At 38.1% G+C, this 23,436-nt stretch carries 20 protein-coding genes; 16 read left to right on the plus strand and 4 right to left on the minus strand.

Annotation, left to right across the window (positions count from 1 at the left end; genetic code table 11):
- Positions 1-43: 43 nt before the first annotated feature.
- Complete coding sequence (locus tag AC1DMU_RS24200) at positions 44-997, minus strand: 1,4-dihydroxy-2-naphthoate polyprenyltransferase (RefSeq protein ID WP_060486613.1); 954 nt, start codon at positions 995-997, stop codon at positions 44-46.
- A gap of 194 nt (positions 998-1,191) precedes the next feature.
- Between AC1DMU_RS24200 and AC1DMU_RS24205 the strand changes: the two genes are divergently transcribed.
- The 16 genes from AC1DMU_RS24205 to AC1DMU_RS24280 all read left to right on the plus strand — a co-directional run bounded on the left by AC1DMU_RS24205 (position 1,192) and on the right by AC1DMU_RS24280 (position 18,656).
- A complete protein-coding gene (locus tag AC1DMU_RS24205; protein WP_088064685.1) occupies positions 1,192-2,586 on the plus strand; it encodes an isochorismate synthase in 1,395 nt (464 codons plus the stop codon).
- Positions 2,583-4,337 (plus strand): 2-succinyl-5-enolpyruvyl-6-hydroxy-3-cyclohexene-1-carboxylic-acid synthase, encoded by a 1,755-nt coding sequence (gene menD / locus AC1DMU_RS24210; RefSeq protein WP_088064684.1) that lies wholly within the window; start codon positions 2,583-2,585, stop codon positions 4,335-4,337. Before AC1DMU_RS24205 ends, menD begins: the two co-directional genes overlap by 4 nt.
- Entirely contained in the window at positions 4,334-5,146 is an 813-nt protein-coding gene (menH, locus tag AC1DMU_RS24215) for a 2-succinyl-6-hydroxy-2,4-cyclohexadiene-1-carboxylate synthase (RefSeq protein WP_088064683.1), read from the plus strand. The genes menD and menH overlap by 4 nt, the downstream gene beginning before the upstream one ends.
- Before the next feature lie 68 nt (positions 5,147-5,214).
- Entirely contained in the window at positions 5,215-6,033 is an 819-nt protein-coding gene (menB, locus tag AC1DMU_RS24220) for a 1,4-dihydroxy-2-naphthoyl-CoA synthase (RefSeq protein ID WP_088064682.1), read from the plus strand.
- 254 nt (positions 6,034-6,287) lie between these two features.
- Positions 6,288-7,733: an o-succinylbenzoate--CoA ligase gene (locus tag AC1DMU_RS24225; RefSeq protein WP_141542724.1), complete on the plus strand. Its 1,446-nt coding sequence runs from the start codon at positions 6,288-6,290 to the stop codon at positions 7,731-7,733.
- Entirely contained in the window at positions 7,734-8,840 is a 1,107-nt protein-coding gene (gene menC / locus AC1DMU_RS24230) for an o-succinylbenzoate synthase (protein WP_088064680.1), read from the plus strand.
- Positions 8,841-9,164: 324 nt separating this feature from the next.
- Positions 9,165-9,863, plus strand: a complete 699-nt coding sequence (locus AC1DMU_RS24235; protein ID WP_088064679.1) for a response regulator transcription factor — start codon at positions 9,165-9,167, stop codon at positions 9,861-9,863.
- Positions 9,856-10,962, plus strand: coding sequence for a HAMP domain-containing sensor histidine kinase (locus AC1DMU_RS24240; protein ID WP_088064678.1), 1,107 nt, complete (start codon positions 9,856-9,858; stop codon positions 10,960-10,962). Before AC1DMU_RS24235 ends, AC1DMU_RS24240 begins: the two co-directional genes overlap by 8 nt.
- An 82-nt stretch (positions 10,963-11,044) precedes the next feature.
- Positions 11,045-11,905 (plus strand): M15 family metallopeptidase, encoded by an 861-nt coding sequence (locus AC1DMU_RS24245; RefSeq protein WP_088064677.1) that lies wholly within the window; start codon positions 11,045-11,047, stop codon positions 11,903-11,905.
- Positions 11,906-12,181: 276 nt separating this feature from the next.
- Positions 12,182-13,282 carry an amidohydrolase/deacetylase family metallohydrolase gene (locus AC1DMU_RS24250; RefSeq protein WP_088064676.1) on the plus strand — a complete coding sequence of 367 codons (1,101 nt, stop codon included), beginning with the start codon at positions 12,182-12,184 and terminating at the stop codon, positions 13,280-13,282.
- Positions 13,260-14,363 (plus strand): DgaE family pyridoxal phosphate-dependent ammonia lyase, encoded by a 1,104-nt coding sequence (locus tag AC1DMU_RS24255; protein WP_088064675.1) that lies wholly within the window; start codon positions 13,260-13,262, stop codon positions 14,361-14,363. Before AC1DMU_RS24250 ends, AC1DMU_RS24255 begins: the two co-directional genes overlap by 23 nt.
- A gap of 1 nt (position 14,364) precedes the next feature.
- On the plus strand, positions 14,365-15,120 hold the full coding sequence (gene dagF, locus AC1DMU_RS24260; RefSeq protein WP_000181910.1) for a 2-dehydro-3-deoxy-phosphogluconate aldolase: 756 nt from the start codon (positions 14,365-14,367) through the stop codon (positions 15,118-15,120).
- Positions 15,113-16,129 carry a sugar kinase gene (locus tag AC1DMU_RS24265; RefSeq protein WP_088064674.1) on the plus strand — a complete coding sequence of 339 codons (1,017 nt, stop codon included), beginning with the start codon at positions 15,113-15,115 and terminating at the stop codon, positions 16,127-16,129. Before dagF ends, AC1DMU_RS24265 begins: the two co-directional genes overlap by 8 nt.
- Positions 16,129-16,854, plus strand: a complete 726-nt coding sequence (locus AC1DMU_RS24270; RefSeq protein ID WP_000539264.1) for a GntR family transcriptional regulator — start codon at positions 16,129-16,131, stop codon at positions 16,852-16,854. Before AC1DMU_RS24265 ends, AC1DMU_RS24270 begins: the two co-directional genes overlap by 1 nt.
- A 110-nt stretch (positions 16,855-16,964) precedes the next feature.
- Positions 16,965-18,290 (plus strand): gluconate permease GntP, encoded by a 1,326-nt coding sequence (gntP, locus tag AC1DMU_RS24275; protein ID WP_088064673.1) that lies wholly within the window; start codon positions 16,965-16,967, stop codon positions 18,288-18,290.
- 168 nt (positions 18,291-18,458) lie between these two features.
- On the plus strand, positions 18,459-18,656 hold the full coding sequence (locus tag AC1DMU_RS24280) for a YjcZ family sporulation protein (RefSeq protein WP_001290402.1): 198 nt from the start codon (positions 18,459-18,461) through the stop codon (positions 18,654-18,656).
- A 50-nt stretch (positions 18,657-18,706) separates the two neighbouring features.
- On the opposite strand, the gene AC1DMU_RS24285 is transcribed toward AC1DMU_RS24280, so the two are convergent.
- The 3 genes from AC1DMU_RS24285 to AC1DMU_RS24295 are packed head-to-tail and all read right to left on the minus strand — an operon-like array spanning position 18,707 to position 23,411.
- Positions 18,707-20,686: an FtsX-like permease family protein gene (locus tag AC1DMU_RS24285; protein ID WP_088064672.1), complete on the minus strand. Its 1,980-nt coding sequence runs from the start codon at positions 20,684-20,686 to the stop codon at positions 18,707-18,709.
- Positions 20,683-21,435, minus strand: coding sequence for an ABC transporter ATP-binding protein (locus AC1DMU_RS24290; protein ID WP_071757563.1), 753 nt, complete (start codon positions 21,433-21,435; stop codon positions 20,683-20,685). Before AC1DMU_RS24290 ends, AC1DMU_RS24285 begins: the two co-directional genes overlap by 4 nt.
- A gap of 20 nt (positions 21,436-21,455) precedes the next feature.
- On the minus strand, positions 21,456-23,411 hold the full coding sequence (locus tag AC1DMU_RS24295) for an ABC transporter permease (protein WP_088064671.1): 1,956 nt from the start codon (positions 23,409-23,411) through the stop codon (positions 21,456-21,458).
- Between the last annotated feature and the right edge of the window lie 25 nt (positions 23,412-23,436).

Raw genomic sequence — 23,436 nt, forward strand, 5'->3', positions numbered from 1 at the left:
CCTTTTTATCCCGCATTAACGGGCAGTTGATTAAAGTTTCACTTTATAGGAAATATCCAAGCAATAATCCGATTCCCATGAGGAGACCGAAGATTGTATTTGTTTTTGCTGTTGCAATCATCGCAGGTACCATTTCCATTGGAATACTTTTGCCGATAAAGCCTTTCGTCGCTTTCAATGCTTTCGGTGCACTTAAAAATACGATAAGCATCCATGGTGATACGATGTTAACGATAATCAGAGCGATTGTCCAAATATAAGAAACGATGAACATAGAAGCGAGTACACCAACGGCTCTTTCGCGTCCAACGAGAATTGCTAACGTTTTACGACCGTTTTCTTTATCGCCATCTAAGTCACGAATGTTATTAGCTAGTAAAATGGCACCAATTAAAATGGAGCTTGGAATAGATAGTAAAACGACTTCTGATGTTACAGTTCCAGTTTGAATAAAGAATGAAATTCCAATAATAATGACACCCATAAATAATCCGGCTGTTAACTCTCCAAATGGTGTATATGCAATTGGAAGTGGGCCACCTGTATAAAGGTAAGCAACGGCCATACAAACAAGACCGATTGCAGCAAGCCACCAGCTAGAATTCATACAAATATAAACACCTAATAGTATTGCGATCCCGAAAAATCCAAATGCTAAGTTAAGCACCGTTTTTGGCTGAATGCCATCGCGAACGATAGCGCCGCCGATACCAACTGACCCTTCGTGATCGAGTCCTCTTTTATAATCAAAGTATTCATTAAACATGTTTGTTGCTGCTTGAATGAGAAGACAAGCGAGAAGCATCATAAGGAAAAGAGGGAGATGTATTTGATTTATACCTCCGACCTGCATCGCATAGGCTGTTCCGATGAAAACAGGAACGAAAGCTGCTGTTAATGTATGGGGACGTAGTAAACTCCACCAAATGCGCCAGCCGGTTTGCTTACTTGGCTTTGGCGCCGTAGGAGAGGAATTCGTTTCGACGTTCATTTCCATGTTGAATCCTCCTTTGGTCACATATTGTACACAACTAAGTGTAGAAAAAGCATCATTTAGTGTCAACGTTTATTTTCTAGGAAGAGAAGGTGAATTTCTCAGAAATGCTAAACGTTGACAGGCCTTTCGTTTGAGGTGTATCTTAAAATCAAGCGTAATTATGACTATTTTTCGCCCATAGGGGGGAGACAATTGTGATTCAAACGAAACAAATAGGCTTGCAAGAAGTTCTTAGTGCAGCCATTAAGCGTGCAACTGATGAAAAAATATTGGTTAGCTTCGTAAAACAAATAGACTGGATAGATCCGCTTCTGTTTTATGCAGCAGGAAAAAGGATCTCATTCGAAAATAGATGTTATTTTGCAGACCCAGCTCAGCATGTAATATTTGCTGGAATTGGCTCTGTTTTCACTATAGCAACTTCTTCTAACAAACGCTTTCAAACGGCCCGTGACGAGTGGGACAAAGTAAAAGAGAAAGCATTTGTACAAAGAGAAAGATACGAATTTGGAACAGGTCCTCTTTTATTTGGTGGATTTTCATTTGACCAAGAAAAAGAGAAAACCGACTTATGGAAAGAATTTGATGATACGACATTTTCACTACCAGCATTTTTATTAACTGTAAAAAATGAAAAAGCATGGTTAACAATGAATACATTCGTTTCAGCAACTGATTGTGCAGAAACTCTTTATAACGAAATTGTTTCTTTAGAAGAGAAAATTTTTTGGGAGAGTAAATGTGCACTCGAAGGATCGAAATTAACAGTTACTTCTAAAGTAGAAGTAGATCCGAAAGGCTGGATGAAGGCCATTGAGAAAGTACAAGATGAGATGAAGCAGGGGAACGTGCAGAAGGTTGTATTAGCGAGGGAGCTAATAGTAGAAATGGATCATCATATTGATTCTGCTCTTGTTTTAGAAGCACTTCGCATTGGGCAACCAGATTGTTACGTATTTTCTTTTGATTATAAAGGAGCATGCTTCTTAGGAGCGACGCCAGAGAGATTAATTCGCAAAGAAGATGAGAAGTTTACTTCGATGTGTCTTGCTGGTTCAACTGGTCATGGTCAATCTATAGAAGAAAGTAAACGAAATAGTAATGCGCTTCTTCATGATGAAAAGAATTTAGCTGAACACGGTTATGTTGTGAACATGATTCGAGGAGTACTAAATGAGCACTGCGAATCCGTTAATATTCCGGAAAGTCCGGGCTTATTAACAACGAAAAACTTAATTCATTTATATACGCCTGTAGAGGCAAAAGGCGATGCGAGTCTTTTGACAATGGTAGAAGAATTACATCCAACACCAGCTCTTGGCGGGACACCTCGTTTGGAAGCGATGAAACTGATTCGTGATGTTGAATTGTTAGACAGAGGGTTATATGGTGCACCGATTGGCTGGATAGATGATGAAGGAAATGGTGAATTTGCGGTTGCACTTCGCTGCGGATTATTAAATGGCGCGAAAGCATCCTTATTTGCTGGGTGCGGGATTGTAATTGATTCAGTACCGCAACTTGAATATGAAGAAACAAGCTTGAAGTTTAGACCGATGCTTGGTGCTTTGGAGGAATTAATGAAATGAACAATCATATAGAAGCATTATCATATTATTTAGGCGCGTTCGTGGATGAACTGACGCGTCTAAATGTATGTGATGTTGTCATTAGTCCAGGCTCACGGTCAACACCGATTGCTCTACTAATGGAACAACATGAAGGAATGAACACATATTTACATGTAGATGAAAGATCAGCGGGATTTTTTGCGCTCGGTATCGCAAAAGCAAAAAAACGCCCTGTTGCATTATTATGTACGTCAGGAACGGCAGCGGCGAACTACTATCCAGCTGTATGTGAAGCTTTTCATTCACGAGTACCGCTTATCGTCTTAACGGCAGATAGACCGCATGAATTAAGAGATGTTGGTGCACCACAAGCGATGAATCAATTCAATTTATACGGTACATTTGTGAAGCAATTTACAGAGATGGCACTTCCAGAAGCGAGTGAGGCGATGTATCATTATGCTCGCATGACGACGCAGCGCACGATAGCAAGCGCACTTCTAGCGCCGCAAGGACCTGTTCATCTTAATTTTCCAGTTCGCGAGCCGCTTATCCCAGATTTCTCATTAGAAAGTTTATGGGATAAAGGACGCGGGGAATATACAGGAGTAGTTCAGCAAGGGAACGTGATGATGCCGAGTGAATATGTAGATTCTCTTGTAGGGCGCCTTTCACATATGGAAAAGGGGCTTATTATTTGTGGAGATGATAGTCATTCAGAAATCGCAGCGTTTACGGCAGAACTAGCTGAGAAAACGGGATATCCAATATTAGCGGATCCACTTTCTAACATTCGTAGCGGACATCACGATAAAACGATGGTAATCGACTGTTACGATACATTTTTACGAAATGAGCTGTTAAAAGAAACGTGGAAGCCAGAAGTTATGATTCGTTTTGGTGGGATGCCTGTTTCGAAAGCATTAACGCAGTTCATCAAAAAACAGACGAAAGCTGTTCATATCGTTGTTGACGAATCTGGACAATGGAGAGATCCAGCTCTCGTTGCGACAGAAGTTGTCCAAGCAAGTGATATTGCATTTTGCAGTGCATTAATAGAAAAACTGCCAGTTATGAAAAAGAATGATTGGTTCGGAATGTGGCAACATATAAACGAAAAAACGAAGGAAACGCTTCGTGAAATGGAAACATATGAAACTGCATTTGAAGGGAAAGTTATTACGGATATCGTCCGCGTACTACCAGAAGGGGCAACATTATTTGCGAGTAATAGTATGCCAATTCGTGATACAGATTCATTCTTCTTCACATCGGATAAAAATATTCAAGTGATGGCAAACCGTGGTGTAAATGGGATTGATGGCATCATTTCGACAGCTTTAGGAGCGAGCATTATTTGCGATCCGCTCGTATTAGTTATTGGTGATTTATCATTCTATCACGATTTAAACGGATTATTAGCCGCAAAATTACATGAATTAAATATAACGATTGTCGTTGTAAACAATGATGGTGGCGGTATTTTCTCATTCTTACCACAATATGAGAAAAAGGAACATTTTGAATCATTATTTGGAACGCCAATTGGACTTGATTATGAGCATGTTGTCAAAATGTACGGCGGTTCATTTAGTCGTGTAAATGGTTGGGAGCAATTCCGAGAAGAGGTACAAAAGGGAACGACGACGGAAGGTTTACACGTTGTAGAAATTTGTACGAACCGTGATGAAAACTTAACATTGCACCGTAAATTGTGGGCAAAAACGCAGGACGTAATTACTACATCGTTGCAAGGTGAATCAAAATGAACGTAACGCTGCAAGGTGTATCGTATGAATATGAAGTAGTCGGAAGCGGGGAACCACTTCTACTTCTTCATGGTTTTACGGGAAGCATGGAAACGTGGCGTTCCTTCGTTCCTTCTTGGAGTGAGCAGTTTCAAGTCATTTTAGTAGACATTGTGGGGCACGGAAAAACGGAAAGTCCTGAAGATGTAACTCACTATGATATTCGAAATGTAGCATTGCAAATGAAAGAACTATTAGATTACCTTCATATTGAAAGAGTGCACATACTTGGCTATTCAATGGGCGGTAGACTGGCGATTACGATGGCATGTCTATATCCAGAGTATGTACATTCCCTTTTGTTAGAAAATTGTACAGCTGGGCTCAAAAGTGAAGATGAGAGAGAAGAACGTCGTGAAAAAGATGAGCGACTTGCCGATAAAATTGAGCGAGAAGGCATCAATAGTTTTGTAACGATGTGGGAAAATATTCCGCTGTTTGAAACGCAAAAACGTTTAGCACAAAACGCACAAGAAGCAGTGCGACAAGAAAGACTTGCTAACAATCCAAAAGGAATTGCAAATAGCTTGCGCGGCATGGGAACAGGGGCTCAGCCTTCATGGTGGAACGAGCTGCAAAACTTAAAAATACCTGTTCTTTTAATGAACGGGGAGCATGATGAAAAGTTCTTTCGCATATTAAAAAACATCGAAAAATGCATCTCTGACGCGAAATTTGTGAAAATTGATGGTGCTGGCCATGCAATTCATGTGGAACAACCGGAAAAGTTTGATACAATAGTAAAGGGATTTCTAAAAACTATGCAGTGATGCTTTTTCATCTAAGAAGGAAGCTACACTTATAGAGGAGATCAGAAATATACAAGGAGGTAGTTGTAATGGCTATTGAATGGGTAAAAGAAGGCAATTACGAAGATATTATTTATTCAACATACAATGGTATCGCAAAAATTTCGATTAACCGTCCTGAAGTACATAACGCATTCCGTCCTAAAACGGTAATGGAGTTAATCAACGCTTTTGCACAAGCTCGTGATGATGCAAATGTTGGCGTTATCATTTTAACAGGTGAAGGTGGACGTGCATTCTGTTCTGGCGGCGACCAAAAAGTTCGCGGTCATGGTGGATATGTAGGTGACGACCAAATCCCTCGTTTAAATGTATTAGACTTACAACGTCTAATTCGCGCAATTCCTAAACCAGTTATCGCAATGGTAGCAGGTTATGCAATCGGTGGTGGACACGTACTTCATATCGTATGTGACTTAACAATCGCTGCAGACAACGCTGTATTCGGACAAACTGGTCCTAAAGTAGGAAGCTTTGACGGTGGATACGGAGCTGGTTACTTAGCTCGTATGGTAGGCCACAAGAAAGCTCGCGAAATTTGGTACCTATGCCGTCAATACAGCGCACAAGAAGCGCTTGATATGGGCTTAGTAAACACAGTAGTACCATTAGAAGAGCTTGAAGCAGAAACAGTACAATGGGCACAAGAAATCTTAGCAAACAGCCCAATGGCACTTCGTTTCCTAAAAGCTGCATTCAACGCAGACACAGACGGTCTAGCTGGTATTCAACAACTAGCTGGAGATGCAACGTTATTGTACTACACAACTGACGAAGCAAAAGAAGGTCGTGACGCGTTCAAAGAAAAACGCAGTCCGGACTTCGGTCAATTCCCTCGTTTCCCTTGATCAAACCAAAAGCGGAGCCGACTGTTTAGCCTCGTAGGCTAAGGTTCTTTCGCACAGAAAGTGTTTTTTACTTTCTCGCTTAGAATGTGAGGGGGATGGAGCTTCTGACGAAGAGGCGCTTTTTGCCTCGTAGGAAGGCGTGAAACGACCGACTGTTCTAGCCGCTGTAGCTAGATGAGATCAACCGGAAACAAAATAACTAAGAGACTTGATGTCATATCAAGTCTCTTTCTTTCATGAAAGGAGAATGAGTGATGGAGACGATGCCAAATTGGTTAATGCAACGTGCATTTTTAACACCAGATCGCACTGCAATTGAAATAGAGGATGAAAAGGTTACTTTTATGGAGCTGCATGAAAAAGTAGTATCTGTTTGTGAACACCTCACGCATGTAGGAGTGAAGCGTGGGCAAAAGGTGGCTGTTCTGATGAAAAATGGTATGGAGATGATTACAGTTATTCACGCCCTATCTTACGTAGGTGCAGTAGCTGTGCTTTTAAATACGCGTCTTTCAAGAGAAGAGCTACTTTGGCAAATGGATGATGCTGAAGTTATATGCTTAGTGACGGATCAAGATTTCGAGGCTAAAGATGTTCCTGTATATTCGTTCGCCGAAGTGATGAATGGATCGAAGGCGGAAGCCTCTATACAAGAAGAATTCTCTTTAGAAGAAGCGATGACAATCATTTATACGTCAGGGACGACAGGAAAACCGAAAGGCGTTATTTTAACGTACGGCAATCACTGGGCAAGCGCAGTCGGTTCTTCGCTTAATTTAGGGCTTCGTGATGATGATTGCTGGTTAGCTTGTATGCCAATGTTCCACGTTGGCGGGCTATCTCTTTTAATGAAAAATGTTATGTACGGAATGCGTATTTTACTCGTTCCGAAATATGATGCTGATTTTATTCATAAAGCACTTCAAACGAGAGGTGTTACGATCATTTCTGTCGTTTCTAAAATGTTAACTGATTTATTAGAGAGACTTGGAGAAGAGACATATCCATCTTCTTTACGATGTATGTTACTTGGCGGAGGACCAGCGCCGAAACCGTTATTAGAAACTTGTGTAGATAAAGGAATTCCTGTGTATCAAACGTACGGTATGACAGAAACGTCGTCGCAAATTTGTACGTTATCCGCAGATTATATGTTAACGAAAGTAGGATCAGCTGGGAAACCACTATTTCAGTGCCAACTTCGTATTGAAAAAGATGGCGTAGTAGTACCGCCGTTTGTGGAAGGCGAGATCGTAGTAAAAGGACCGAATGTAACAGGTGGTTATTTTAACCGTGAAGATGCGACAAGCGAAACAATTCAAAACGGATGGCTTCATACTGGTGACCTCGGTTATTTAGATGGAGAAGGATTTTTATACGTACTAGATCGCCGCAGTGATTTAATTATTTCTGGCGGAGAAAATATATATCCGGCTCAAATTGAAGAAGTGTTGCTTTCTCATCCGATGGTAGCGGAAGCCGGTGTTGTCGGTATGACTGACGATAAATGGGGACAAGTACCCGCTGCTTTTGTTGTAAAAAGTGGAGAGGTAACAGAAGAAGAAATTCTGCATTTTTGCGAGGAGAAATTAGCGAAATATAAAGTGCCGAAGAAAGCGTGTTTCTTAGAGGAATTACCACGAAATGCTTCGAAAAAATTGTTAAGACGAGAGTTAAGACAATTAGTGGAGGAGATGTAAGTGGAAATAAAAAAAGCGACACTTCATATAACGGAAATGCCACTCGTAATCCCGTTTGCTGCAAGCTACGGAACGTATGAAAAGCGTGAAAGTATCGTCATTGAATTAGAAAATACGGACGGATACATTGGATTTGGCGAAGTTGTTGCGTTCTCTGAACCGTGGTATACGGAAGAAACGGTGAAGACAGCGCTACATGTACTTCAAGATTTTTTAATACCGGATTTATTGAAAGCTGAAATTTCTCATCCGAATGAAATACCAGGGTTGTTCAAGCATATAAAGAGAAACAGAATGGCAAAGGCCGGAATTGAAGGGGCTGTTTGGGATTTATATACAAAGCGTCAAAAGAAGTCATTAGCGACATTGCTTGGCGGAACTAGGACTGAAATTGAAGTAGGCGTTGTGATTGGTATCAATACAATTTCGGTTATGTTAAAACAAATCGAGAAGTATGCAGAAGAAGGATATGAGCGTTTTAAAGTGAAAATAAAGCCAGAGCACGACTACGAGTTATTGAAAGAAATTCGTAAAGAGTTTCCAAGCATCCCGTTAATGGCTGATGCAAATTCAGCGTATACATTAGCTGATACGGAGAAACTGAAACGATTAGATGAATTTCAATTGATGATGATTGAACAACCGCTAGCGGATTACGATTTTCTTGATCATGCACAACTGCAAAAGAAAATGGAAACGCCGATTTGTTTAGACGAAAGCATCCATAGTTTAGAAGACGCGCGCGTTGCGATTACGCTTGGCAGTTGCCGAATCGTTAATATTAAACCAGGGCGAGTGGGTGGATTAACAGAATCCATTCAAATTCATGATTACTGCATGGAGCATAACATATCAGTTTGGTGCGGTGGTATGGTAGAGATGGGGATTTCACGAGCACAAAATGTTGCGCTTGCTTCACTGCCAAACTTTACGATTCCAGGTGATATATCTGCCTCTAGCCGACATTGGGAGAAGGATATTATTTCGCCGGAAGTGATGCTTGAGGGCGGAAAGGTGATTGTACCGCAAAGTGTTGACACTGAGTATGAAGTAAATCGAGGAAGGCTGGCGGAAATCACGAAGCAGCGGATAGTTTTGGAGCGGTGAATTTAATCAGGATGCCCGCAAATAGCGGTAGGATTTTGTTGTTAATTGTCGGTAAGTCGATATATTTCAATAATCGTCGATATAATTTCATTTACAAAGGTTACTCCTGTGAGTAACCTTTTCGTATTGTACAAATTGGATAGACTAGTTTACAATCGAGCGTATAAAGTGAAACTTTAATCAGTGGGGGCATCCCCACTGATTATTAGTTGAACCAATCGGGCTTTTATGGGCAGTTGATCTTCCACCTAACTTCTTTGATTCACCCGAATTTTGAGGTGGGAGTCTTACTGCCCGCAAATAGCGGGGTAAAGGGGGAGTAAAATGAAGAACATTTCAATTTTAATAGCGGATGATGAGGCAGAAATTGCTGATTTAATTGAGATACATTTAGAAAAAGAAGGTTACCACGTCGTGAAAGCAGCTGATGGAGAAGAGGCAATTCATATTATTGAAACGCAGCCAATCGATTTAGTGGTTTTAGATATTATGATGCCGAAAATGGATGGTTATGAAGTGACGCGCCAAATTCGCGTGAAGCACCATATGCCAATCATTTTCTTAAGTGCGAAAACGTCTGATTTTGATAAGGTGACAGGTTTAGTATTAGGTGCAGATGATTATATGACGAAACCTTTTACACCGATTGAATTAGTCGCACGTGTAAATGCACAATTACGCCGATTTCTTACGTTAAATCAGCCGAAGGTAGCGGAGAATAAATCTGCTTTAGAGGTAGGCGGAGTCGTTATTGATCCTGAGCGAAGAACAGTGAATGTGTACGGAGAACAAGTTGAATTAACACCGAAAGAGTTTGATATTTTATATTTATTAGCGAGCCATCCGAAGAAAGTGTACAATGTGGAAAATATTTTTCAGCAAGTATGGGCAGATGATTATTATGAAGGCGGAAATACGGTTATGGTACATATTCGTACGTTGCGGAAAAAACTTGGGGAAGATAAAAGAAAGAATAAGTTAATAAAAACAGTTTGGGGAGTAGGGTATACTTTCAATGGCTAAAAAGATGAGAAGCTTTCGCTCGAAGATGGTTATGCTATTTGCGTTAAGTATGATATTTGCTGGTGGCGTAACGTATATCATTTATGAAGGATTACGGATTTATTATAAATTAGTCGTTCGTTTTGAGGATCCGTTAGCTCAATTTCGTTCCATGGTAAGACAAATTGGGGATGTTAATTTCTTTTTGATTATTTTCATTCCTCTATCCATTATGTTTTTCTTCTTCCTTACTAGGCCGTATTTAAAATATTTTGATGAGATTTCAAACGGAATTCATCATTTGGCAAACGGTGATTTTACAAATGAAGTGCGCGTTTCATCTAATGATGAGTTTGGATATATCGCACGTGAAATAAATGTAGCGAGTGAAAAATTAAAGGAAGCGGTTGAACGAGGAGACTTTGCGGAAAGTAGTAAAGACCAGCTCATTGTTAATTTAGCTCACGATTTAAGAACGCCGTTAACATCTGTTTTAGGTTATTTAGATTTAATTCTTAAAGATGAGAATTTGACGAAAGAACAAATTAAACATTTTTCCACAATCGCTTTTACGAAATCCGAAAGGCTGGAAAGTTTAATTGATGAATTATTTGAAATTACGAGAATGAATTATGGGATGTTGCAGCTGGACAAAAGACCAATTGATATAAGTGAATTGCTTATACAGTTAGAGGAAGAATTGTATCCGTTATTAGAGAAAAAGGGTTTAGAAGCGAGATTGAACATGGATTCTTATTTACCTATTAGCGGTGATGGAAAATTATTAGCGAGGGTATTTGAAAATCTTTTAACGAACGCGATTCGTTACGGGTATGATGGAAAGTTTGTCGATGTGAACGGATATATTGAGAGTGAAGAGGTAGTCGTACAAATTATTAATTACGGAGATAGCATTCCGGAAGAAGATTTACCGTATCTTTTTGATATGTTTTATACAGGTGATAAAGCAAGGTCAGAGCAACAAGGTAGTACAGGCCTTGGACTGTTTATCGCGAAAAATATTGTTGAACAGCATGATGGGAAGATTTCTGCTGAAAGTAATGTGATTAGGACGATATTTGAAGTGAGATTGCCAAAAGAAGAGAGCGGAGCAATTTAATAAAAATTTAAACTTTACCCCACTTTTTATTTTAATAGTTTTTTCTATTCTATACGTAAGTTACGTTAAGGAGGAACTAGAAATGAAAAAGTGGGTATTTATTTCTCTATTTATAGCATGTACAATCTGTGTAGGTTTTTATATATCACCGTTATTTCAAAAAGAGATCGATGTTAAAATTGCTGACAAAGATAATACGGTAAGAGCTGCGAATACGGAAAAGATAGAGATTACAAAAGAAGAAATTTATAAAGGGGATCTATTATTAGTTAATAAAGATTACCCAGTTAAAAAAGATAGTATTAGGTCTGACATTATAAATGTAAATCACAATAGTGAATTAGTAAGAGGTTACGTCATATTTGATAGAAATCTTCGCTTATCAAAGGGTGTTGTGAAAAATTTTTTGAACGTTGTCGATGCAGCTGGAAAAGATGGAGTACAGCATTTCTTAATGAGTAGCGGGTATCGAGATTTTAAAGAGCAAAGTAAATTGTATAAAGAAATGGGATCTGACTATGCACTTCCAGCAGGATATAGTGAACATAATTTAGGATTATCACTCGACATTGGATCTACGCAAAAGAAAATGGAGAGAGCCCCTGAAGGAAAGTGGATTGAAGAGAACGTATGGAAGCATGGCTTTGTTTTACGTTATCCGAAAAATAAAAGTCATATTACAGGCATTCAATATGAGCCGTGGCATATACGCTATGTCGGATTACCTCATAGTGCGATTATGCAAAAGGAGAAAATTACATTAGAGGAATATTTGGACTTCTTAAAAGAGAAAAAAGAAGTTTCAACTGATGTTGAAGGTAAGAAATATACGGTTTCTTATTATAAAGTTTCAGATCGTATGAACGTGAATGTTCCAGCGAATAAGCAGTATGAAATTTCGGGGAATAATATGGATGGGGTTATCGTGACGGTTCAGGAATAGATAAAGAGGTTGTTCCCTTTTGGAGCAGCCTTTTCGTATATAAGAAGGGGATTGGCGTTTTTTGTCGGTAAATCGATATTCCTTGTTGAAGCGTTGATATAAATTCCTGTACTATCATTATTTTGAGGAGTATCTTTTATTTCACCTTTAAACATTATAACGTTATATTTACTTCTCCCTTTTTTTGTGTTACGCTAAACGTGTGAAAGACATATAAAATGAAATTTTAATGTAAGCGTATTCTTGTGGCTTCTTATAGAAAAGGGTGGAAGTACAATGACAGAACGATTCGTACTACGTAATGTGAAACGTGTGAACGGGGAAGAGATTGACATTGTAATTGAAAATAATAAAATCGCACAGGTGACGAAAGCTGGTGCTGGCGAGGGTGGAAAGGTTCTTGATTACTCAGGTACTTACGTATCGAGTGGCTGGATTGATTTACACGTTCATGCTTTTCCAGAGTTTGATCCGTATGGCGATGAGGTGGATGAAATTGGCGTTAAGCAAGGGGTAACGACAATTGTTGATGCGGGTAGCTGCGGAGCTGATCGTATTGCAGATTTAGTACAAAGTAGAGAACAGGCGAAAACGAATTTATTTGCCTTTTTAAATATTTCTCGCATCGGTTTGAAACGAATTGATGAATTATCCAATATGGAATGGATAGATAAAGAGAAAGTAATAGAAGCAGTAGAAAAGTATAAAGATGTCATCGTTGGGTTAAAGGCGAGAATGAGTAAAAGTGTTGTTTGTGACAGCGGAATTGAACCGCTTCATGTTGCACGCTCGTTATCTCGTGAAACATCATTGCCGATTATGGTACATATCGGTTCAGCGCCTCCTCGCATTGAGGAAGTTGTACCTCTTTTAGAAAAAGATGATGTCATTACACATTACTTAAACGGGAAAGAAAATAATTTATTTGATGAAGAAGGCAAACCGCTACCTGTATTACTAGATGCAGTGAAGCGCGGTGTTCATTTAGATGTTGGTCACGGTAATGCTAGTTTTTCTTTTAAAGTAGCAGAAGCGGCGAAGCGTCACGGTATTGCCTTTAATACAATTAGTACAGATATTTACCGGAAGAATCGTATACACGGCCCAGTGTATAGTATGGCTCACGTTCTTTCGAAATTCCTTTACTTAGGTTATCTGCTAGAAGAAGTAATTGATGCGGTTACGAAAAATGCGGCAGAGTGGCTGAAAAAACCAGAGCTTGGCCGTATTCAAGAAGGCGATATTGCAAATTTAACTTTATTTACGGTGAAAGATGAACCGATTACGTTAATTGATTCAGAAGGGGATCAGCGCATTGCTGAAAGAAGAATTGATACGAAAGGGGTTGTAATCAATGGGTCATTCATTGAATGCTAAGTACGGATTAAAAAGAGTAATTAATGCGAGCGGTAGAATGAGTATTTTAGGTGTATCCGCTCCTACAAATACAGTTATGGATGCGATGAAACATGGTGGACAAAATTATGTGGAAATTGCAGATTTAGTAGATAAAGCAGGAGACCATATTGCGAGAATTCTAGATTCGGAGGCAGCAGTCGTTGTGAATTCAGCATCGAGCGGAATTGCGCTTTCTATCGCTGGTATCGTTACAGAAGGAAATCACCGTAAAAGTGAAAGACTTCATCAAGAGGTCATCGCGAAAAACGAAGTGATTATGTTAAAAGGTCATAACGTTCAATACGGTGCTCCTGTTGAAACGATGATTTATTTAGGTGGCGGTAAGCTTGTTGAAGTGGGTTACGCAAATGAAGGGAAAGCAGAGCATATTGAAGATGCGATTGGTGAAAATACAGCAGCAATTCTATATGTGAAATCCCATCATGCCGTGCAAAAAAATATGATTTCTGTTGAAGAAGCATGGGAAGTTGCGCAGCGAAATAACGTACCACTTATCGTCGATGCGGCAGCTGAAGAAGATATTCAAAAATATGTGAAGTATTCAGACCTTGCCATTTATAGCGGTTCAAAGGCAATTGAAGGACCAACTTCTGGTATTGTCGGCGGTAAACGAAAATATATCGAGTGGCTGAAAGTACAATTACATTGCATCGGAAGAAGTATGAAAGTTGGGAAAGAAACAACTTTCGGTCTACTTCAAGCACTTGATGAGTACGGAGTAAAACAAGATAAGAGTGAGCAAGAAAAAGAGTTATTACAAGTACTTATGCCGCTAAAAGAATTAAACGGTGTAAATGTAACGATCGTTCAAGATGAAGCAGGAAGAGCAATCTTTAGAGCACGCATTCACATTAACGAGAATGAGTTAAATAAATCAGCAAAAGATGTTGTAACAGCATTACGCGAAGGGGAAATTGCCATTTACACACGTGATTACGGAGTAAGACAAGGATTCTTTGATATCGATCCACGTCCACTTCAAGGTGATGACATACATGTAATTGAAGAAAAAATGAGAGAAATTGTAGGGGGAAACTAAAATGACAAACATTCAAAAACGTTTTTATAAAGGCCGCGTAGCATTAAATGTATTAGCGAACAATATCGAAAATGCGAAAGACATTTTTGAGGCCGCAGAAGGTTATGTAGTTGTTGGAGTGTTATCAAAAGATTATCCAACAGTAGAAGAAGCAGTTACAGCGATGAAAGCATACGGAAAAGAAATTGATGACGCTGTATCAATCGGATTAGGCGCAGGAGATAATCGCCAAGCAGCAGTTGTAGCTGAAATTGCGAAGCATTATCCTGGTAGTCATATTAATCAAGTGTTCCCTTCAGTTGGAGCGACACGTGCAAATCTTGGCGGAAAAGATAGCTGGATTAATAGTTTAGTATCACCAACAGGAAAAGTAGGGTACGTAAACATTTCTACTGGTCCAATTAGTGCAGCTGGAGAAGAAAAAGCAATCGTTCCAATTAAAACAGCGATCGCACTTGTACGTGACATGGGCGGAAATTCATTGAAGTACTTCCCAATGAAAGGTTTAGCTCATGAAGAAGAATATCGCGCAGTTGCGAAAGCATGTGCGGAAGAAGGCTTTGCATTAGAGCCAACAGGCGGAATTGATAAAGAAAACTTTGAAACAATTTTACGTATCGCATTAGAGGCAAATGTAGAGCAAGTTATCCCGCACGTGTACTCTTCTATTATTGATAAAGAAACTGGTAATACGAAAACAGAAGATGTGCGTGAGTTATTAGCGGTAGTGAAGAAGCTAGTTGATCAATATGCGTAAGAAAATTGCAGCATTCGGCGAAGTAATGATGCGCCTGCAAGTACCAGGATATGAGTTATTGTCGCAAGCTAACGCATTAAATTACTCCTTTTCTGGTACAGGTGTGAACGTTGCAGCGGCACTTTCTCATCTCGGGCATGAAGGCTTTCTTATTTCAACTTTACCGGAAAATTCTGTAGGGGATGCTGCGGTATCACATATTCAAAAGTTAGGCATTCGGACGCCGTTTATTTCAAGAGGCGGTAAATATGTCGGCATGTACTTTTTAGAAAATGGATTTGGCGCACGTGCAAGCCGCGTTACTTATTCAAATCGATTAGAAAGTAGTTTCAATACGGCATGTGAAGACATGTATCAATTTGAAGAAATCGCAAAGGAAATTGATATCGTTCATTTTTGCGGGATTACACTTGCGATGAATGATACGGTGCGCCATCATATGAAATCTTTAGCGAAAGCAGTGAAAGAAAACGGAGGAACTGTCGTCTTTGATTGCAACTATCGTCCATCTCTTTGGGGAGAAGACGGGTATAAGCAGGCGAAACCACATTATGAAGAAATGCTGGCTCTTGCTGATATCGTTATGATGAACGAAAAAGATGCAATGTTCGTTCTGGGAATGAAAACCGAGGAGACGGAGCGAGAGGCGCAACTTGTTGATCTTATTCCAAAGGTTGCTGAAACATATCATATCGCTACAATTGCTGGTACACATCGCTCTATTAATAGCGATAATACACACTCGCTTCGCGGGTTTATATGTAAAGATGGTGCGTTCACTTTTGCAAAAACACTTACGTTTTCTGTATATGATAGAATAGGTGCTGGAGATGCTTATACGAGCGGGATTATTCATGGCGAGATAGAAGAGTTTGCACCAGAGAAAGCTGTTTCATTTGCGTCAGCAGCTGGAATGCTTGCACATACAATCGTCGGTGATACGCCAATGTCATCAGAGAAGGATATACTTCGGGCAATGACGGCATCAGTAGGTGATGTAGAAAGGTAGTGGGTGTAACGGTGAACGTAACGAGGAAAAAAGGACCATTATATTTACAAATAAAAAATATTATTCGTGATCGAATATTGCATGGTGTATATGCGATTCATACGAATATTCCTTCCGAACCGCAGTTAGAAGAAGAGTTCAAAGTGAGCAAAATTACAGTGCGTAATGCGATTAAAGAACTTGCTCAAGAAGGATATTTAGAAAAGAAAAGCGGTAAAGGAACGAAAGTTATCCGTAATACTTCTGCGACAAAGTTGTCAAAGGGTAAGAAATTTACAGAAGTGTTAGTGGAAGAAGGATATAAAGTACAGAAGAAATTGCTCAAAGCAGAAATCGTTCATAATGAAGAAGGAACGGTGCCATTTCGATTATTCGGTAAGGAAAGTTTTCGCATTGAACGTTTATATACGTTAAATGATGCACCGTACATTCATTATACGCACTATTTCTCAGCACACATGGCAAGTACAGATTTATCGGACTTTGACTTGCAATCGCTTTACGATTTAGTGGAAGACCGAGGTATACATTTAGAAAACTTCAGAGATGAATTCGCTGTTGGGCTTGCGCCTAGTTTCGTTGCCGAAGCGTTAGGTGAAAAAGAGGGGACAGCGCTATTAAAACGTATGCGCTATTCTTACGATGAAGTTGGAGAAGTAATTGAATATAGCGAAGGCTACTACAACACAGAAATGCAGCATTATGTAGTGAATTATGACGTATAAAAAAGAGGGGATTCGCCCTCTTTTTTTATAAAGTGTTTCATTAGATTCATCCCGCACCAATTAGGTGCTTATTGCCTGCAAATACGGGATAAAAGTAAGGGGAATGAGAGATGGATATATACTTATTAATCGTCACGTTACTTGCAATCGCGATTGTTATTTTAGGGGTATCATGGTGGAAATGGCATGCATTTATTAGTTTAACAGTTGCAAGTTTATTTTTAGCTATCATGTCTGGATTGAATTTGACGAAAATAGTGACTGCCTATGAAACTGGTGTCGGTAGTGTACTAGGGCATCTAGTTGGTATTTTAGCTCTCGGAACAATTTTAGGAAAAATGATGTCCGATTCAGGGGCCGGCATGCAAGTGGCAGACTTCTTTATTCGATTTTTCGGTGTAAAGAAACTACCTTGGGCTATGTTATTTGCAGGATTTGTTATAGGGATTCCGGTATTTTTTGAAGTGGGGATCGTCATTTTATTACCACTTGTTATTTCTATTCGAAAAACGACGAAGCAAAATATATTATTAATTGCGTTACCTGTTATTGCTGGATTATCTATTGTGCACGGGCTTGTACCACCACATCCAGGGGCGATGACAGCAATCGGTATTTATAACGCGAACTTAGGAAAGGTACTTTTATATTCATTACTTATCGCGTTACCAGCAGCCATTATCGCAGGACCGATATTTGCAAAGTGGGTACATAAAAGGGTTATACCTGAAAATGAACCAGAGCTTGTTCGAGTTACGACTGTATCAACAGATTTACCAAGTCGTAAAGTTTCATTTTTTATTATTTTATTACCAGTTGTATTGATGATTTTATCAGTAGTTGCACCATATATTTCATTACCGAAAAAGATAACTGAATTTTTTGTATTTATAGGAAGTCCAGTAATTGCTTTACTTATTTCATGTTTTGCAGCATTTTATTTACTTGGAATAAGGCAAGGAATTAATAAAAAGGTGATTAAAAAATTAATGGATGAAAGTTTATTACCGGTCGGTTCCATTATTTTAATTATTGGTGCAGGCGGTGGATTTAAACAAATATTAATTGAAAGCGGCGTTGGAACAGCGATTGCCCAAATGGCAGAACATATATCGTTATCACCAATTGTGTTAGCTTTCATGGTAGCTGGATTAATTCGAATTGCAACAGGTTCAGCGACAGTAGCATTAACGACAGCAGCAGGGATTGTTTCACCAGTTATTCAGCACATGTCAGGTGTAAATTTAGAATTGCTCGTTATAGCAACAGGTGCAGGATCATTAATGTTTTCTCACGTAAATGATGCAGGGTTTTGGCTTGTAAAAGAGTATTTAGGATTAACGGTGAAGGAAACGTTTAAAACGTGGACGGTACTTGAGACATTGTTATCATTTATTGCATTTGGTTTTGCGCTTTTATTAAATACTTTTATTTAGAAGATACCTTAATTGGTATCTTTTTTTGATGAAGCCCATTTCCAAAAACAAGCCCGTTTTTAGGTAAGCCAAGCTTCCTATTCGCCCTGAAAACATACTATAAATGGAATCCCCTCATTTAGAGCAAGGTGAACTTGTTATGAATGATACTAAAGGAGGAATAGAGTAATGAGCGAAAAGTGTGAACACAGACATGATGATTGTAACCGCAGACACCATGGTTGCGGAGGAGGTTTTGCGCTTCTAATCGTATTGTTTATTTTATTAATTATCATCGGTGCTAGCTGCTTCGGCGGAGGCGGAGGCGGTTGTGGTTATGGTGGTTACGGCGGTTATGGCGGCGGCTATGGTGGATATTGCTGCTAATTAAAAACTATTGAAAATAGCCTTGTGCATACTGCACAAGGCTATTTTATTCATATTTTTATATGCTGTGATAATTTATTAATGTACAGAGAACGGATTAAGAAGAAGAAAATGATCTCGATAATCCCGAAAAAGGTGAGTATAATTAATAACTCTTTTAGTAATGAGAAAGAAAACATGCTTTGTAAAAACTTAACCGCAAATAATGTGTGAACACCAGCAACGATATAAGGAACGAAAAATAAAATTCCTAACTGAATCGTTGCAGAGCGAAACATTTCTGATTCAGTTAAGCCTAGTTTTGTAATCGTAATGTATTTTTGTTTTTCATTCGTTAAGTCGTTATACATACGGAAGTATAAAACGCTAGCCGCACCGATAAAGAAGATAAAGCCAAGAAATGCCCAAATAAAGAATTGAGCAACTGCATTTTCTTTATTATGGAGTAACTCATCAGTAGCTGTATAAATATTAAAAGGAACGGGAGATGCATGCTTATCGTCTTTATGTGCCTCATAATATTTTTCGGTGTCATTACTAATACTTTTTAATATATTTTTTGTTGGAATAATTGCATTTTCCCAATTATCCACGAAGTAGTTATAAACTGTAATGGTTTCAATATGAGGAATCATAGTATCGATTGCATAATCTTGCATAATAACTAAATTTGCTAATGCAAATGGTGGTGCTATTCCTTTGTTAATAAATCCCTTTATATAAAACTCCTTTTTATTGGATTCAAGCGTAATTGTATTTTGTTTTACAAATGGATTTGATACAAGGTTTAATAGCTCTGGTGAATAGCCAGAAATAATGTAAACTTCTTTTGAATCAAGGGTGATTGTAGGTCTCTTTAACTGTTTAGCAATTTCGTTATAATCACTCATTTTCATAATTGCAATCTCTTCTTTTGAAGCAGTATCTTTTAAAAGCGTAAATTTATATTTTTTATATTGAAAATGAGCATTGGAAAGTTCGGATTCAATAGTATTAACGTGCTTTCGTTCAAGGGAATGATCCCCTTCTAATTTGTATGTGAAGGGAATAGGATATCGCTCTAGTATCGACGCTTTTGTATTATTATTCGCAGCAAATAGTCCGATAATAATCGTAAATGCAAGCGCAGATAGCATAGAAACGATAAAGAGTACATTAATATTACTACGGGTACGAGCAACTAAATCTGAAATCCATAACATGTTTATTTGTTTCAAATAAAACTTTCTACGCTTCTTTAAAATATAGATAAAAAGAAGAAATGTTTGTGAAAAGAAAAAATATGTTCCGATTACTACGAGTGGCAAAATAGATAATATAATAAAGAAGACAGATCCGTTTTGCACATTTTTTTCGGTTACGTAGCCTTGTGGATAACCAGCAATATAATAACATAACCCTAAACAAGTTAAAGCAAATATCGAAATGAGTATAGACGGCCTTTTTTCGGCTGTCACTTTCTTGTTCCCTTTAATAAGATGGACTGTTTTACGCGTACGAATAAACATCGGTGTAAACGTAGAAACGATTAAAAATAAAATGATAAACGTTACGGTTGTCACGATTATCGCTTCTGTTGGCCAATATAAATAGAGACCTTTCGCATTTGTTAATTTCGAAGTGACTAATAAGAAAAAGTTAGAAAATACAAGGCCACCTTGAATGCCGATAAAGATAGACAATATCCCGATGATCATGTTTTCAGTAAATAAAAGTCTTTTTAATTGTTTCTGTGAGATACCGAGAATCGTGAGTATCCCGAATTGCTGCTTCCGTACATTTAAAAATGTTCCAATTGAATATAAGAGAAAGAAGAACGAGAACATAACGATAACAAGCTGTGCTGTACTAGCTAAGTTCATTAGAGGATCACGTTCTTGAAAGCTTTGTACATTTTGGAAGCGCGGGTGATACGCGTATACAGTAAATGAAAAGAAAACCATGATAGAAAAAGCACTACTTACAAAATAAGCGAAATATGCTTTAGAATTACGCGAGACATTTTTAAATGCAAATTGCCAAAATGTCATCCACGTCTTCCTCCTAATAATGCTAAAACATCTAATATTTCTTGATAAAACTTTTCGCGATATAGCCCGCGATGTAGTTCGTTGTAAAGCTCGCCATCTTTAATAAAAATGACGCGGTTACAGTAACTTGCTGCGAATGGATCGTGCGTAACCATTAAAATTGTTGCATCTTCTTCTTTATTCAATTTCGTAAATAGTTCCATCACGTCAATTGCCGCTTTTGAATCTAAATTTCCCGTTGGCTCATCGGCAAGTAGAAGTGACGGATGATGAATAACAGCACGTGCTACTGCGGTACGTTGTGCTTGTCCCCCAGAAACTTCAAAAATACGTTTGTCTAAAATATGATCAATGCCAAGCTTTTTGGAAATGTTATTAAGCTTTTCGTCCATTTCTTTTAATGGAACATTATCTAATGTTAAAGGTAGTACGATATTTTCACCGATTGTTAGTGTATCTAGTAGGTTAAAGTTTTGGAAAACAAATCCTAACTCTTGGCGGCGGAAAATAGCTAACTTCTCTCTACGAAATGTGTGCGGTTTTTTTCCGTTAATCACGACATCACCAGAAGTAGGGGAATCAATTGTAGAGATAACGTTTAAAAATGTAGATTTACCACTACCAGATGGTCCCATGATAGCGACAAATTCACCTTTATCTACATGTAAATTTATATTTTTTAAAGCAGTATGAGGGACTTTTCCTTCATACACTTTTGAGACGTTTTTTATGTGTAAAACTTCTTCCATAGTAATCACCTTTCTATCCGTTAAAACTTAATGTGTTGTGATAATTTTTGCATATAGAAGGAACGAATTAAAAGGAAAAATAAAATTTCAACCGTTCCAAAAATCATAAGTACGACTGTAATCTCAGCGAAGAACGAGAGATGTAATACTTCTTGTAGCATCTTTGTCGCAAACATCGTATGAATCGATGCCATAATGTATGGAACAAAGAAAAGAATTGCAAGTTGAATTGTAGCAGATCGTTTCATCTCAGCTTCTGTTAAACCGATTTTTGTAATCGTTACATACTTTTCTTGCTCATTTGTTAAATCTGTATACATTCTGAAGTAAAGAACACTGCCAGCACCAATAAAGAAAATAACACCTAAGAAAGTCCCAATTAAGAAGAACGAAGCGACATTTTGTTTTGTTGTGTATAGAGAATCGCTCGCTTCACTTGCATGGAAAGGCGGGTGCTCTGCTTGAATGTTGTTCCCGTCTGTATTCACTTTTTCTATGAATAAAGAGCCGATGTTATTAGCTTTTTCCCAGTCCTTAACTTTAAAGCTATATACACTCATCTGTTTTGAAACGGATGATAACGCCTCTACATTTTCATCAGATAGTATGAGCAATTGGTATATTAAGCGATTTGGGAATGGGTTATAACTTTTATATTCTTTCACTTGTAGTTGTAAATTGTTTTGAGTAAGTGTAAGAGTATTTTTCTTGTCTTTATTATGAAGCGTTCCAATAACCTGATCATCTAAGTCTTTCATAAGAATATAAGATTCATTCTTATTTACCGTGAGCGTTTCCCAATTTAAAGCCTTAGCAAGTACATTATAGTCACTTTGTTTAATTGCATAATAGAGCTGAGAATTTCCTTCCGCTGAAGATACTTCATATATATCCGTTTTAAATTGTTTATAAGTAAATTGCTCTTCGTTAAACTTTTGTTTTAACCAATTTAAATGTTCATCCGCTAACGTATTTTCAGTATGTGATAAATATGTAAAAGGAAAAGGATTTTCTCTTACTGTATCGAACTTCATAAATTTACCAAAACCATATAAGAATGTAATCATAGTAAAAGCAAGTGTTGATAGCATCGCTACAATAAAGAGCATGTTAATGTTTGTCCGAATGCGCGCTGCTAAATCAGAAATCCAAAGCATATTAATTCGCTTCATATAAAATGTTCTTCGCGTTTTTAATATACGAATGAGTAAAAAACTAATTTGTGAAAAGAAAAAGTATGTTCCAGCTGCAACAAGTGACGGAATGAGAAATATACTGGTGGCGGCGTACAAAAGCCCAACTACTTCGCCGAGCGACATGAAATATAGCGGATTTGCTGCTAGTACGTATCCAGATATTAAACATGTCGCACCAAATAGAGAGATGAGCACGGATGCTTTTCTTTCTTTTTGTTTTGTTCCTTCTTTTAAAAGACGTACAGCCTTTCTCGTCCGAATGAGCATCGGCGTAAACGATGAGACGAGAATGAAGAGTCCTAGAAAAATGATCATAGTTAAAATAATGGCAGCTGTTGGCCAATATAAATATAAACCAGGAACATGTGTAATTTTGGCGGTAACTAATAAAAAGAACTGCGAGAAGACAAGTCCAAGTTGAATGCCGAAAAAGATGGAAAGAACACCAATTAGCATGTTTTCTAGAAATACGAGTCTCTTTAATTGTTTTTGAGATATGCCAAGTACTGTTAAAATCCCAAATTGCTTTTTTCGTACTTTTAAGAAAGTACCGATTGAATATAGTAAAAAGAAAAATGAAAAGAATACAATGACAATTTCTGAAATTGTCATTAATATGTTCAGAGCAGCATTCACGCCTGTCATATGCAATTTAGGATGAAATAAATAAACCGCAAACGAGAAAAAAATTGCAATGGAAAATGCACTACTTACAAAATAGGCGAAATAAGCTCTGGCGTTCCGGTTTACGTTTTTGAATGCAAACTGCCAAAATGTCATTCACCTGAACCTCCTAATAGAGTGA

This window comes from Bacillus sp. 01N45 (genome assembly GCF_056399205.1).